This window comes from Martelella sp. AMO21009, from assembly GCF_053484295.1.
This window is the reverse complement of record NZ_JBAKFR010000002.1, coordinates 15,957-30,343: the sequence shown is the minus strand read 5'-3', so window position 1 is coordinate 30,343 and position 14,387 is coordinate 15,957. Positions and strand designations below refer to the sequence as shown.

At 63.9% G+C, this 14,387-nt stretch carries 9 protein-coding genes and 1 tRNA gene; 6 read left to right on the top strand and 4 right to left on the bottom strand.

Annotated features, from left to right (window positions below; all coding sequences use genetic code 11):
* The first annotated feature begins 284 nt into the window (after window positions 1–284).
* Genes V6766_RS02335 through V6766_RS02325 form a run of 3 tightly spaced genes read left to right on the top strand, consistent with a single transcriptional unit; the run spans window position 285 to window position 3,339 of the window.
* Window positions 285–1,169 carry an SMP-30/gluconolactonase/LRE family protein gene (locus V6766_RS02335; RefSeq protein WP_448463242.1) on the top strand — a complete coding sequence of 295 codons (885 nt, stop codon included), beginning with the start codon at window positions 285–287 and terminating at the stop codon, window positions 1,167–1,169.
* A 51-nt stretch (window positions 1,170–1,220) separates the two neighbouring features.
* Complete coding sequence (gene mutL, locus V6766_RS02330) at window positions 1,221–3,074, top strand: DNA mismatch repair endonuclease MutL (protein ID WP_448463240.1); 1,854 nt, start codon at window positions 1,221–1,223, stop codon at window positions 3,072–3,074.
* 34 nt (window positions 3,075–3,108) lie between these two features.
* The gene (locus tag V6766_RS02325) at window positions 3,109–3,339 is read left to right on the top strand and encodes a DUF2093 domain-containing protein (protein ID WP_448463238.1); all 231 of its coding nucleotides are present in this window, start codon (window positions 3,109–3,111) and stop codon (window positions 3,337–3,339) included.
* A gap of 24 nt (window positions 3,340–3,363) precedes the next feature.
* On the opposite strand, the gene V6766_RS02320 is transcribed toward V6766_RS02325, so the two are convergent.
* Window positions 3,364–6,255 (bottom strand): hypothetical protein, encoded by a 2,892-nt coding sequence (locus V6766_RS02320; protein WP_448463236.1) that lies wholly within the window; start codon window positions 6,253–6,255, stop codon window positions 3,364–3,366.
* Window positions 6,256–6,649: 394 nt separating this feature from the next.
* Between V6766_RS02320 and bcsN the strand changes: the two genes are divergently transcribed.
* The 3 genes from bcsN to V6766_RS02305 all read left to right on the top strand — a co-directional run bounded on the left by bcsN (window position 6,650) and on the right by V6766_RS02305 (window position 12,611).
* On the top strand, window positions 6,650–7,861 hold the full coding sequence (gene bcsN, locus V6766_RS02315) for a cellulose biosynthesis protein BcsN (protein ID WP_448463234.1): 1,212 nt from the start codon (window positions 6,650–6,652) through the stop codon (window positions 7,859–7,861).
* A 206-nt stretch (window positions 7,862–8,067) separates the two neighbouring features.
* The gene (gene bcsA / locus V6766_RS02310; RefSeq protein ID WP_448463232.1) at window positions 8,068–10,257 is read left to right on the top strand and encodes a UDP-forming cellulose synthase catalytic subunit; all 2,190 of its coding nucleotides are present in this window, start codon (window positions 8,068–8,070) and stop codon (window positions 10,255–10,257) included.
* A complete protein-coding gene (locus V6766_RS02305) occupies window positions 10,257–12,611 on the top strand; it encodes a cellulose biosynthesis cyclic di-GMP-binding regulatory protein BcsB (RefSeq protein ID WP_448463230.1) in 2,355 nt (784 codons plus the stop codon). Before bcsA ends, V6766_RS02305 begins: the two co-directional genes overlap by 1 nt.
* Here V6766_RS02305 and V6766_RS02300 read toward each other — a convergent pair.
* From V6766_RS02300 to cpdR, 3 genes are all read right to left on the bottom strand, one after another.
* The gene (locus V6766_RS02300) at window positions 12,599–13,525 is read right to left on the bottom strand and encodes an ROK family protein (RefSeq protein ID WP_448463228.1); all 927 of its coding nucleotides are present in this window, start codon (window positions 13,523–13,525) and stop codon (window positions 12,599–12,601) included. The two genes, V6766_RS02305 and V6766_RS02300, sit on opposite strands and share 13 nt — an antisense overlap.
* Window positions 13,526–13,718: 193 nt before the next feature.
* A tRNA-Val gene (locus V6766_RS02295) sits at window positions 13,719–13,793 on the bottom strand.
* Window positions 13,794–13,976: 183 nt separating this feature from the next.
* Window positions 13,977–14,339 (bottom strand): cell cycle two-component system response regulator CpdR, encoded by a 363-nt coding sequence (cpdR, locus tag V6766_RS02290; protein ID WP_018064862.1) that lies wholly within the window; start codon window positions 14,337–14,339, stop codon window positions 13,977–13,979.
* Between the last annotated feature and the right edge of the window lie 48 nt (window positions 14,340–14,387).

Sequence of the window (14,387 nt, the reverse complement as noted above, 5' to 3'; positions counted from 1 at the left end):
TTTAGACTCAATGTAGTGCGAGATCGGATTCTGTTCGATTTGCTGCACTGCACAAATTATTGACTCCGCTTATTTTTTAAGCCTCCGCCCCGCTTTTGCCGGCTTCCGCCGCAGACTTGAAAAAAAGCGAGTCGAAGTGCCGGCGGGGGACTTCCATCCCGGCATGCGGCCCAACTGAGCGCTTGATTTATCGCCGGTCCTTGTCTTTCCTCTGGAAAGGCCGGGAATTTCCGTGATACGCGCGGCGGTAACAAAACAAGAAATGAGGGGCATCGGGAGAGACAATGATCACAGAGACCGTATTCGAGGGCAGGATCCTGGTGACGGACCGGATGTCGCTTGGCGAGGGGCCGGGCTATGACCGCGACACCGACATGATCTGGTGGTTCGACATCAATGCCAGCAAGCTGCATCTGCTGAACGCGTCCAGCCGCGAGCGCCGGATCATCCAGCTTCCGGAAATGGCAAGCGCATTAGCGGTGGTGGATGAGCACCGCCAGGTGATCTCCACCGAGACCGGGCTCTATTTCCGCGACACCTCCACCGGCGCGCTGTCGCTGCATGTGGCGATCGAGGCCGATAACGCCGTCACCCGCTCGAACGATGCCCGGGTTCACGCCTCCGGCGCCTTCTGGGTGTCGACCATGGGCAAGAACGCCGAAAAGGGCGCCGGCGCGATCTACCATGTGCTTGAAGGCGTGGTGACCAAGCTGTTCGACAAGATCACCATCCCGAACGCGATCTGCTTTTCGCCGGATGGAGCGACCGGCTATTATGTCGACACCGACGTCAACCAGTTGATGTCGGTTCCGATCGCGCCGGAAACCGGCCTGCCGACGGGCCCGGCCAGTGTGTTCATCGACACCGCGCATATGACCGGCGGCATGGACGGCGCGGTCTGCGACGGCGATGGCAATATCTGGAACGCCCGTTATGGCGCCGGCGTGCTCGACCAGTTTGATCCGGCCGGCAAGCTGAAGGCGCGCTATCAGCTTCCCGCCCGCCAGCCGACCTGCCCGGCCTTTATCGGTCGTGACGGCGGCTGGATGATGGTGACGAGCGCCGCCCAGGGCACGCGCGTCGAGGAGGAACCCAATGCCGGCAACACGTTCGCGCTGGTGACGGGCGCCAAGCCGCGCTTCGATCCGGCCTATCGCGCCGGACGCTGAGCGCGCGCCAAATGCCGTGGCGCGACGGGGCGAATCTGTTATGACTGCGCCATGAGCATCAGACAGCTTTCCGAAACCGTCATCAACCAGATCGCCGCCGGCGAGGTCATCGAGCGGCCGGCGAGCGCCGCCAAGGAACTGGTCGAAAACGCGCTCGATGCCGGGGCGACCCGGATCGAGATCGCGACGGCCGGCGGCGGCAAGGCGCTGCTTCGGGTCACGGATAATGGCTCCGGCATGAGCCGCGAAGATCTGGCGCTCGCGGTCAGGCGGCACTGCACCTCCAAGATCACCGCCGACCTCACCGATATCCGCACGCTCGGCTTTCGCGGCGAGGCGCTGCCCTCGATCGGCTCTGTCGCCAGGCTTTCGATTTCAAGCCGCACGCGCGAGGCGGGCGAGGGCTATCGCATCGCGCTGGAGGGCGGGCGCTCCGGCGAGCCGGAGCCGGCCCCGGTCAATGCCGGCACGATCGTCGAGGTGCGCGACCTGTTTTTCGCCACGCCTGCGCGGCTGAAATTCCTGAAAACCGAGCGCGCCGAGGCGGGGGCGATTACCGAGGTGGTCAAGCGCATGGCGCTGGCCTTCCCGGCGACGCGCTTCGTGCTGTCGGGCTCGGATCGATCCACGCTGGAACTGCCGGCAACCGGCGACGACCGGCTGGCGCGCATCGCCCAGGTGCTCGGCCGCGATTTCCGCTCGAACGCGATCGAGATCGATGCCGCGCGCGAGGATGTGGCGCTCTCCGGCTTTGCCGGCGTGCCGACCTTCAACCGCGGCAATTCCGGCCATCTCTATGCCTTCGTCAACGGCCGGCCGGTGCAGGACCGGCTGCTTCTCGGCGCAATCCGCGCGGCCTATGCCGAAACCGTGCCGAAGGGGCGCTATCCGGTGGCGGTGCTGTGGTTCTCGCTCGATCCGGCGCTGGTCGATGTCAATGTCCATCCGGCCAAGGCCGATGTCCGGTTCCGCGATCCGGCGCTGGTGCGCGGACTGATCGTCGGCGCGATCCGCGAGGCGCTGACGCGGTCGGGCGACCGCGCGTCCTCCACCGGCGCGGATGCGATGCTGAAGGCGTTCCGCCCGGGATTTTCGCCCGAGCCCGCCGCCGCATCCCGGGTGTACAGGGGGGACTATGAGCGGGCGACCAATGCCCAATGGTCGCCGCAGCAATCGCCCTATCGACCGGAGGGTTTCCGCGAAGAGGCCGTGCCGCGCTTCGGTGAGACGGCGCCCGGCTTCGCTGAAGCTCCGGCCGGCTTCGCAGGTTTTGCCGCGCCCTCGGCGCGCGGCGAGGAGCCGGGCCCCGCCGTCCAGCCGTCGCCGGACCATCCGCTCGGCGCGGCGCGGGCGCAGGTGCATGAAAACTATATCGTCGCCCAGACCGATACCGGCCTTGTTATTGTCGATCAGCACGCCGCCCATGAACGTCTCGTCTACGAGGCGCTGCGGACAGCGCTCTCCAAAGACAGGCTTGCCTCGCAAATGCTGCTGATCCCGGAAATCGTCGACATGCCGGAGGAAGACTGCGACCGGCTGATGCCGTTTGCCGACGAGCTTGCGCGGCTTGGTCTCGTGTTCGAGCGCTTCGGCCCCGGCGCGCTTGCCGTGCGCGAAACCCCGGCGCTGCTCGGCGAGGTCGATGCCGCGGCGCTGATCCGCCAGCTTGCCGACGAGGCTGGCGAGTGGGAAACCGCCGATGGCCTGCGCGCGAAGCTCGAAAGCGTGGCGGCAACCATGGCCTGCCACGGTTCGGTGCGATCCGGCAGGCGCTTGCGCGTCGACGAAATGAATGCTCTCCTCAGACAGATGGAGACCACGCCGGGTTCCGGCCAGTGCAATCACGGCCGGCCGACCTATATCGAACTGAAGCTCGCCGATATCGAGCGCCTGTTCGGGCGCTGATGGCGAAACGGCATTCGGAACTGGAGATCAAGCGGTGAATATCTTTGATGGAAGCGGCAAGGGCGCGGCGCGGATCCGCTATCTCGACGCCAATTTCGAGGTTGTGACCCCCGGCAGTTACGTGATCTGCGCCGTCACGGGCAAGCACATTCCGCTGGAGGAGCTGCGCTACTGGAGCGTCGCCCGCCAGGAGGCCTATGTCGATGCGCAGGCCTCCTTCGAGGCGGAGAGGCGCGCCGGCGCGCTTCCGACGGACAAGCCGTAAACCCAGCCAAACGCGCTCTCGTCATCAGTTGCTGCCCGGCAGACCCAGCCGGTTGCGGGTGAGCGCGAGGCCCTCCATGCCCTTGGGATTGCCCATTTCGGCAAGTGCGCTGAACACCTTGTGGGCGTCGGTGAAGCGGCCGAGATTGTAATAGGCATAGCCCTTGATCACCATCAGGCCGGTCTCCTCCGGCGCAAGCTGGTTGCGCTGGTTCAAAAGCAGCAGTGCATCCTGGTAATGCCCGCCCTGATAGGCGGCGATTGCGCGCGCCGACAGGATATCGACCTGCAGGTTGAGCTGGCGTTCGCGGCTGAGCGGCTCCTGGGAGGCTGCGACGGCGGCCTTGTTGGTCAGGCCGAGGCGCATATAGGCAAGGCTCTGGCCATAGGCGGCTTCCTCGCGGTTTTTCGCCGATGAGGAGCCGAGCGCGGTCTCGAAGGCGCGGGCGGCCTCGGTCGGCCGCTGCAGATCCATCAGGCACCAGCCCTGGCGCAGCGCCGCATCGGGCGACAGGTTTTCGGCGGAACGCCCGCTCCAGCAGCTCGAGCCGGAGGAGGAAGACGTGCCGCTGGAGGCCACGCGCCGGGTCGACGACGATGTCGAGCTCGATGTGCGCACCACGGCGGGTTCGGCGTCTGCCACCGGTATCGCCGTGCCCTCGGGCAGCTGCGTGCCGGCGGGAAGCCTCGAAACCGTGATCTGGTCCCCGGTCGCATCGGCGGCGCCGACGACGTTCAGATAATAGGCGATCTGGAACTGGCGCAGATAGTCGCGATTGGCGTAGGCTTGTTCGTCGAACCGATAGATCTCGGTTTTCTCCGAGGGCTGACCGGTGGTGTAGAACGCCGCCTGGATCTGGGCCGCGGAGGGCTGATAGCGGTTCTGCTCCGGCTGCAACGCGGTGTTCAGCACGGTCACGGTCTGCACGCCGGTCACCGGATCGGTGCGGATCATCGAGCGCGGAATGCTGAGCCGCTCCAGCGCCTGGACGCGGCTTGCGGGGCTTCCCGGCGCTGTAGTCTCGGCCGCCGCGCCGCCGCCATAGTAATACTGGTAGTATTCCGGCACGTAATTGGCGGGCGCGGTATCGGCCTCCGCGCCGAGCCCGAGCGCGCCGGGCGACGCGACCGGCGCCGTCAGGGCCACGCCGTTTTGAGGCTGGCCGGGCGATGACGGCATGGCGGTCGCGCCGATCGGGGTCTGTTGGCCGGTGGCGAGGTCGATCTCGGCGATCGGGACGGCCACGGTGCGGCTTTTTCCGTTCGCCTCTTTCAGCACGGTCAGCTCGAACACGGTCGCCATCATGTTTTCAAGCGTGGTCACCGGCGCGTTGGGATCATTCAGCCAGGCGATGCGCTCGGAATAAGGCGCCCAGATCTTCTGCATCAGGTAAACGCCGGGCTTGTAGTTCATGTCATTGAGCGTCAGCGTCACGCCATAGGCAGCCGGCTCATACCAGGGCTGCCAGGAAAGCGCTGCCTCGAACCATTGCAGCGCCGCCAGCGGCTGATTGAAATCCTTGGAATACCAGCCAAATTGCTGGGCGGCGGTCATGCTCTTGGCTTCGGTGATAACCTCGGCCATGCGGCTCAGAACATCGGTGGGATAATCCTTGCGCGGAATCCGGCCGAGCATCCGGACCACGGCGTTGAGATAGGTATCGAGCGCCTCATCGCTGTCATTGCGCCAGGGATACATCACCGACTCGGCCTCTTCGGCCTTGTCCTGCTCGATCAGGATCAGCGCCAGGCCCTGCGAGATCGTGGCCGAATCGCCTTCCTCGCGGGCCTTGCGGAACCATGGTTCGGCGGCATTCTCGCTTCCGCGGATCAGGAAATACCAGCCCAGCAGCTCCGCATCATTGGCCGAATTGGAGGTGTTGGCGAGTTTCTCCATCGCTGCGAGATCTTCGGGGGAGATGACGACGGTTTCGTCGTCGCCGGCTTCGGCGAAGCGGTCGCGCAGCAGGTTTTCGCTGATCTCCTGAAATTCGGGCATGTCCTGTTCGTCGGGACGCTCGAAGCCGATCAGCGTCTTCATGTCCTCATAGGGCATGACGGCCAGCGCCTTCTGCAGCGTGGCGAGGCGCTCCTGCGTATTGTCGCAGTTCTTCATGATATAGGTGTAGTCGTCCATCGCGCGGTTGAGCTTGTCGGTCTTGGCGAAGGCCTCGCCCACCAGCCACAGGACGTTGATTTCCGCGCAGGTCAGGATGCTCGGCGATTGTGACGCCAGATCGATGACCTTCTCGTATTCGCCATCCTCCGAAGCCTGGATCAGTTCGGACCGGTTTTCGGCGATCTGCAGACGGTCGATCAGGTCGGCCGGCGGCAACCAGTCGGGCTCTTCGGTCTGGCGGGCCTGGATCAACTGGCGCACCTGGTCGTAATTGCCGCGCGCATAGGCCTGCCACATGGCGTTGAGCTGCTCGTCCTCGCCGTCCTCGACGGCCAGCGGGTTGGCCGGCGGCGTCCAGTTGGGATAGAGCGAGCGCAGCCGCGAGATTTCCGCCTGAAGGCGTTCCAGATCGCCCTGCTGGGCGAAATAGCGCAGCGCGCTTTCATCGACCGCCGGGCGTTCCGGCTCCTGGGTCGGCTGGGCGGCAGGCTGCTGGGCCGGCTGGGAAGTCGAGGCGTTGGTCTGCGGCGTCGGACTATCGGGCAGATTGCGCAGATTGGTGGAGGGTTCCTGGGCCTGGGCTTCGTTCACCGCCGAAAAGCGCGGTTCGGCCGCCGGGGTGGGCGGAGGAGCGTCGTCGTTGACGATTTGTTCATAGGCCTGGCTGAACGCGTCGGTCGGCTCGGCCAGGGCGGTGGAGACCGGAAGCTTGCGGCCGGGCGCGCCCATGCTGCCCATGCTGATTGCACCGATCATGGCGATCGCGCCTGCCGTCAGTGCAACATAAGTCAGCTTCATGGCATCCATACTCCGGCCGAGCGGCGGTTCCTGATACCGGAACCGGCTGTGCCCGCATTATTACCCGTGTGTTCACCGCCCGCGCTGTCGCGATAGCGCAAGCCTTCGAGCTTGGTTGCAGCGGAATTTGCGCGGCTTGGCATGTCGGGTCCCTGTATCCGGCTTGCGGCGAACGTAATGTGATTCACTACAAACACGTATTGTCGTTAAGAAATATTAAAAACGGGGCGAATGTCGCCGAAGTTTTTGAGAATCCGTTAATTTTCCGATGCATCGCCACCGCCCTGCGTTAGTTCTTTATTTACCAAACTCTGAAAAATATGAATGCGGAATATAAAAGACCGGTCCGGGCTTTATGCCGCCCCGGCGGCGACAAACCAAGGTGTGCTTAAAGATGTCAATTGCCGTTGCCCGTCAGATCAGGTCCCGCTGCCGCGCGGCTTTGGGCCTTGTCGCCGCGGGCCTTCTGGCAAGCTGCGCCGGCAATCTCTTGCCGTATACGTCTTCGGTGCGCAATCTTCTTCCGGAAGAGGCCGTGATCATGCCGCCGCCCGGCGGCCCGGCGATCGTCTCGGTGCTCGAGGAGCAGTTTTCCAACGCCATCGACCAGCAGATCATGCTGCGCACCGATGCGCGAACGCCCGGCCAGAACGCGATCCACGCCGTCTTCTTCGGCACCCGCAACTACGCGCGGATGAATGGCAACAGCCTGTCCTACCAGTCGATTACCGACCGCCGCATCGATGAGGAGATGCGCGAGCGACTGCCCGGCGTGCGCATGGTCCGCTCGCCCTATTACGTGCAGAACAATTACGGCCCCTTCGGCTATGCCTTCGGCCATGGCCGGGGCGACGATCTGTGCATGTATGGTTGGCAGCAGATCAGACCGGGGCAGGATAGCCTCGCGGCCTTCGGCCAGGCCGGCACGATCCAGGTGCGGGTGCGGTTCTGCGAGGCCGGAGCGTCGGAGGATGATCTGCTCGGCATTATGTACGGCTACACCATTGCCGCCGCGGTCGATGCCTTCGGCTGGAACCCCTATGGGGAGCAGGCCGGCCCGCCGCCGCTCCTGGGCGAGACCGGCGCGCCGACCTATCCACGCAAGGCCTATGACCCGCGGCCCGAACGCGTCGCCGACACCGAGAAGGTGCTGAAATCCTCGACCGCCAGCACCGCGCCGGTGACCCGCGTGACGACGCGTCCAATCTCTACAGGCGACGAGATCAATGTCGATGTCGTGCGCCTGCCGCCGGGAAGCCTGCCGTCGGCCGGTTACGTCGGCACGCCCGCCATGCCCGGGGCCTATACGCCCGGCCTGCCCGCCGCCGGCGCGCCGGCCTCGACCATCCCGACGCCGGGCCGTCAGACGCCCACCGCCTCGACAAGCGCCGCGCCGGCGTCCGTCTCGCCCACGATCGGCGCGCCGGCCTCCGCCCCGGCTTCGTCCAGCATTCCGGTCCCCGCGCGCCCGGCCGCCGCCGCGTCGGCGACAGCGCCGGCCAGCCCGGCTGCGACGAACTTCGGAGCGCCGGCGTCGTCCAGCCGGTCAATCCCGGCGCCGCCGTGCCGCCTGCTGCCGGGTTCAACGACGGTAAGCTGCGAGTAGTGTCGGGCGGCGGATTGCGCGATCAGTTCGGGCGGATATCGCCATCGGATCGCAAAATTGCTAAAAATCAGACGGATAGAGCGGATATGCATTGACGCACGGGCCGCCGCGCCGCGTGATACCGGAAAAAAACCACATCCTCGCAAGACAATTTTTAGTTTTCTTGCGTATAAGTCCGGAATACCCCGTTCGTAAGGACCTGTTTAATGCGCAAGATCGCAATTACCATTGCCTGGATTATTACCGCGATCTTTATCCTCGGCCTTGTCACGCTCCCGATCGATCTTCGCACCCAGATCGTGGTGAGCTTTGTCGCCGTGGCGGTGATGCTGGTCCTCAAGCAGATGCATGCCGAGGGCAACTGGCGGCTGATCGCGCTGGCTTTCGGTACGTCTATCGTGTTGCGCTATGTATTCTGGCGCACCACCAGCACGCTTCCGCCGATCACCGAACTGCAGAACTTCATTCCGGGCGTGCTGCTATACTGCGCCGAGATGTTTTCGGTGGGGATGCTGGCGCTCAGCCTGTTCGTGGTCGCGCTGCCGCTGCCGGTGCGCCCGCGCTGGGGCAAGCTCGAGGGTGACCTGCCCTATGTCGATGTCTACGTCCCGTCCTATAACGAAGACTCGACGATGCTTGCCCACACGCTCGCCGCAGCCAAGGCCATGGAATATCCGGCGGAAAAGCTCAAGGTCTACCTGCTCGACGATGGCGGGACCGAGCAGAAGCGCAACTCCAAGAACCTGGTGGAGGCGAGCCTTGCCCAGACGCGCCATCGCGAACTGAGGCAGATCTGCGCCGAACTTGGCGTCGGCTACATTACCCGCCCGCGCAACGAGCACGCCAAGGCCGGCAACATGAACCACGCGCTTCAGTACACCACCGGCGACCTGATCGTGGTGTTTGATGCCGACCACGCGCCCGCCAACGACTTCCTTGAGGAAACGGTCGGCTACTTCATGGAAGACCCCAGGCTCTTCCTGGTCCAGACCCCGCACTTCTTCATCAACCCCGATCCGCTGGAGCGAAATCTCAGAACCTATGAGATGATGCCGAGCGAGAACGAGATGTTCTACGGCATCATCCAGCGCGGCCTCGACAAGTGGAACGCGTCGTTCTTCTGCGGGTCCGCCGCTGTGCTGCGCCGCGAGGCGCTGAACTCCGTGAACGGCTTTTCCGGCGTTTCGATCACCGAGGACTGCGAAACCGCCGTCGAACTGCACTCCAACGGGTGGAACAGCGTCTATGTCGACCGCCCGCTGATTGCAGGCCTTCAGCCGGCAACCTTCTCCTCGTTCATCGGTCAGCGCAGCCGCTGGGGGCAGGGGATGATGCAGATCCTGCGGTTCAAGTTTCCGCTGCTTCTGCGCGGTTTGAGCTTGCCGCAGCGGCTTTGCTACATGTCGTCGAACCTGTTCTGGCTGTTTCCCTTCGCGCGCGCCTCGTTCATGATCGCGCCGCTCTGCTACCTGTTCTTCGGCCTGCAGATCTTCGATGCCTCCGGCGGCGAGTTCCTGGCCTATACGCTGTCCTATCTGATCGTGAACATGCTGATCCAGAACTATCTGTTCGGCCAGTTCCGCTGGCCCTGGATTTCCGAACTCTACGAATACATCCAGACGGTACACCTGATGCCGGCAGTGGTCTCGGCGATCATCAATCCCAAGAAGCCGTCCTTCAAGGTGACGGCGAAGGACGAGTCGATCGAGCACAGCCGGCTTTCGGAAATCAGCCGGCCGTTCTTCATCATCTTCTTCATATTCGTCGCCGCCAGCGTGATGATGGTCTACCGGCTCTATGCAGAACCTTATCTCGCCGGCGTCACCTGGGTGGTGGGCGGCTGGAACTTCCTCAACCTGTTTCTGACGGCGGCCGCGCTCGGCGTCGTCTCGGAAGCTGGCGAACGCCAGAAGGCGCGGCGCATCAAGATGTCGCGCCGCTGCGAGCTGGTGATCGGTGACAGCGTCTATCGCGGCACGATCGAGGATGTGTCCACAGATGGCGCCGGCCTGCAGGTTCAGGTGCGCGATCTTGACCGCCTGAGACCCGGCACCCATGCGCTGCTGCGTGTGGAGCCGCACAAGGGCGGCGATGCCGGCGAGGTGCCGGTGATGATCCGCCACGCCCGCTCGCTTGGCGAACTCGCCATGGTCGGCTGCCGTTACGCGCCCGTCTCAAGCTTGCATTTCTCGGTGATTTCCGATCTCATGTTCGCCAATTCGGAGCGCTGGCAACAGCTTCTCCAATCGCGCAAGAATGACCCGGGCACGCTTGCCGGCACATTCTGGTTCATCAAGATGTCGGTGCGACAGATGGGCCGCGGCATGAGCTATTTCATCGGGAAGTATCAGCCGAACACGGGCGGCGGCGCCGCACGGGCGAAGGGCAAGAGCTGATGAAACGGATCCTGCTTTTTCTGGCATTTTTCCTGGCCGGCGTACCGCTCGTCTCGGCACAGACGACAACGCCGCCCGCCGCGTCTGGCACCGTCGCGCCTTTTGACATGGGCAGCGACGGCTCCGGCCCGCTTCCGCGCGCGCCTTCCGCCCCGCCTACGCCGACTTCGCCGGCTGCCACGCCCGAGCCGGTTGCCGAAACGGTGCCGTTTTTCCGTTATATCGTGCCGGCCGACCAGATGCGGCTCGAGGGCGAAAACGGCGAGCGGGCCTGGTCTGTGTACCTTACCGAAGCGCAGGCGAAATCGGCCTCGCAATTCAATATCGGCTATCAGAACTCGATCTTCGTCGCCCCGGAATATTCTAAGCTGTCGATCGCATTCAACAATGTCGAAATCGCAGCACCCCCGCTCGATTCGTCCGAGCGCCAATCCGATCTGCGTTTCGAGGTGCCGGCGGGCGTTTTGAAGCCGGGCTACAACCAGTTCTCGATCAAATACAAGCTCCGCCACCGCACCGATTGCGACCTCGATTCGACCTATGACCTTTGGACCGACATCGACCCGGAACGGACCTTCCTGATCTTCAACGATCCGGCCACCGCCGAGCTTTCCTCGATCGGCGATATCCGCGCGGTCGGCGTCGATGCGATCGGGCGAACCCAGTTTCATATCGTAGCGCCTGGCCTTGCCGACACGATCGCGGGCGATCCGCTGCTGGAACTTGCGCAGGGTCTTGCTCTGCTGGCGGACATGCCGAACACCTATTTCACCTACTCCACCTCCGAGCCGGTGAAATTCGCCTCCGGCGTGCTGCCGGTCTATGTCGGCACGCCGGATGAGCTCAGGCCGTTGCTCGGTGACGCCTTGCCGGATATCGGCACGGCGCAATCGGCACGCTTCATCGGCACCAACGCGCTCGGCCAGAGCGTGCTGGTTCTGGTCGCGCCGTCCTGGCAGCGGATCGGTCCGCTGATCGACGGCATCACCCAGCCTGCCGCCCGCAGCGCCGCGATGAAGGACGAGGCCTATTCCACCCATTCCTGGCGCAAGCAGGACACCCAGCTCCTGACCGGTCGCAAGACGCTGACCTTCGAGCAGCTCGGCATTCCGACGCAGGAATTTTCGGGCCGCGTGTTCCGCGCTGAATTCACGATCGGCCTGCCCGCCGATTTCTACGCCGATGCCTATGGCGAGGCGCGGCTGATGCTCGACGCCGCCTACGGGCCGATCGTGCTGCCGGGTAGCCGCCTGCACGTGTTCGTCAACGATCAGCTTGCCGCCACATGGCCGATCAGCACCGTCAACGGCGCGGTGCTGAGACGCACGCCGGTGCGTTTCACCATGCGTCACATGAAGCCGGGCGTGAACAAGATCGTGCTGGAAGCAGCACTTCTGACCAAGGAAGACGCCGCCTGCCTGCCGGGCGCGACAGCCGACGACACGCCGCGCTTCGCCGTGTTCGACACCACCGAATTCGTGATGCCGAATTTCGGTCGCGTCGCGCAGGTGCCGGATCTTTGGGCGACGAGCGGCACGGGCTTCCCGTATTCGCGCGACAAGGCGCGCATTCCGCTCTATATCGATACGCTCAGCCCGGATACGCTTGCCTCCGCATCCGATTTCGTCGCCAAGCTTGCCAATGCCGCGCGCGAACAGATTCCGGTGGACGTGGTGCATTCGATCGAGGATGTGGGCGAGGGCGACGCAATTTTCCTCGGCTCCATAGGGCAATTGCCGGCGCAGGCGCTCCGGCAGACCCAGATCTCGCAGACCAGCCGCAGCGTGTGGACGCAGCAGGTCGGCGGCGAGGCCAATTACAACGAAGCCCCCGAAACCACGATCGAAGAGTGGGACGAGCAGGTCACGGCCGGCTGGTACAACTGGATCTTCGAGGTCGAGAAATATCTCAAGCGCAATTACGACCTTTCCTTCGAGACGCTGCGCTTCCTGCCGCGCCCGGATTCCGACTATCTGCCGCCGAACTCGGTGTCGATGATCGTCGCGCAGGAGCCGAGCCCGGATGGCGATGGCGCCTGGACGATGATCTCTGCGCCCTCCCAGGAAAACCTTTCCAACGGCATGGCCGCGCTGATGAAGCGCCAGCACTGGGACGCCGTGCAGGGAAGGGTCACGACCTATAACCGCAATACCGGGGTGATCGACAATGTCGCCATCGGCGCGACCGATTTCATCTTCGATACGCCGTTTTCGATCAGCAATATCCGTCTGGTGCTGACCAACTGGTTCTCCACCAACACAATGTCGTTCTCGCTGGCGCTGGTAATCTTCTCGGTGCTGCTCGGGATCGCCACCAAGGCGATGCTGACCCGCTTCGGCCGCTACGAGGACTGAGCGCGCGCTTGAAAGGCGATGGCGGCCGCGCCGGCAAGGCCCGGTTCCGCGCCGCTTGCCGCCGGCACCACCAGCGGCCGGTCGAACTTCCACAGCGTGAGCGGACGCACCGCCTCGTCGATTGCAGCGAGCAGATCGTGCGCGCCGGCAAGTCCGCCGCCGGCCGGCACGATGGTGGCGCCGGTCAGGTTGACGCAGACCGCGAGCGGCCCCGCGATGAGATCGAGATAGACGCTGACGGTGCGGGTCGCCGCAACCTCGCCCGCTCGCCACGCCTCTAGAATGGCCCTCGAATCGAGCGGAGCGCCGTGAAGATGGGCATGCAGCCGCTCAATGCCGCGGGCGCCCGCAACAGTGTCGAGGCAGCCTGAAAGGCCGCAGCCGCAGGCAAAATGCGGTATCGCGATTCCGCCCGCCATGGTCGGCGCGATCGGCCCGTGGCCCCATTCGCCGGCAAAGCCGCCGCCGGCATTGATCAGCCGTCCGCCGGAGACCAGCCCGCCGCCGACGCCGGTGCCGAGAATGATGCCGAACACGATCTCGTGGCCGCGCCCCGCGCCGAACACGGCCTCGGCCACGGCAAAGCAATCCGCGTCATTGGCGATCACGACGGGTATGCCGGTCAGTGCTTCGAGATCGGCGGCAAGATCGGTGTCGTGGATCGCCGGTATGTTGGCGACGATCATCCGCCCGGTCTCGGGATCGACGACGCCGGCAAGCGAAATCGCGATCGCGTCGGGCTTTTGCGAAAGGTCCGCTGCAATGCCGGCGAGGCGTGCGAGAAAGGCCTCGCGATCATGCGCCGGCGTATCATAACGCGAAACCGCACCCGGCGCGCCGCCATCAACCGCCGTCGCCGCCCGGATTGACGTGCCGCCGATATCGAAACTCAAAACGCAAAATGCCATGTCCATTCCCTCAGTCCGCCGCGCTCCGGGATGAATGGGCGGCGGCCCAAAAAGACCTATCGCATTTCGCCGCCATGGGGAATCGCCTGGAATGCGCGAAATGCGGCTAAGGAGAGGTGGGTTTGTTCGCCTGGACCGGGCGTCCAGAACGCGAAAAGGCTTCCGCATTGCGAAAGCCCTTCAAATTCCATGAATGGGATGGTGGGCGTGACAAGGATCGAACTTGTGACCCCTACGATGTCAACGTAGTGCTCTCCCGCTGAGCTACACGCCCATCCGTGGCGCGGTGTATTCCAAACTTTGGCGGCGGCGTCAACTTATTTCTGAAGCTTTTTTGACGGGGGCTTCGGGTCACTTAGATCATCGGTCGATTAATCTGAACCGCCCGATGATCCAGGTGTTTGTTTTGCCGCATCGGGTTGTCGAAAAACCGGTTTCCACTTTTTCGCCCGATGCTCTAAGCGGCCAGCACCTTTTCGACTTCATCGACCAGATCGCGCAGGTGGAACGGCTTGGAAAGCACCTTGGCATCCTTGGGGGCCTGCGAATCGGCATTCAGCGCCACGGCGGCGAAGCCGGTGATGAAGATCACCTTGAGATCGGGGTCGAGCTCGGTGGCGCGGCGCGCCAGTTCGATCCCGTCCATTTCCGGCATGACGATGTCGGTCAGAAGCAGCGAGAACGGCTCCTCGCGGAGCCTGTCATAGGCGCTTGCGCCATTGTCGAAGGCGGCGACCTGATAGCCCGCCTTTTCCAGCGCCTTCACCAAAAAACGGCGCATGTCATCGTCATCTTCCGCAAGCAGGATTTTCATCAGCATCAGCTCAACCACATCGGCGCATCTTAACGGTCTGATAGACCCTCTGTC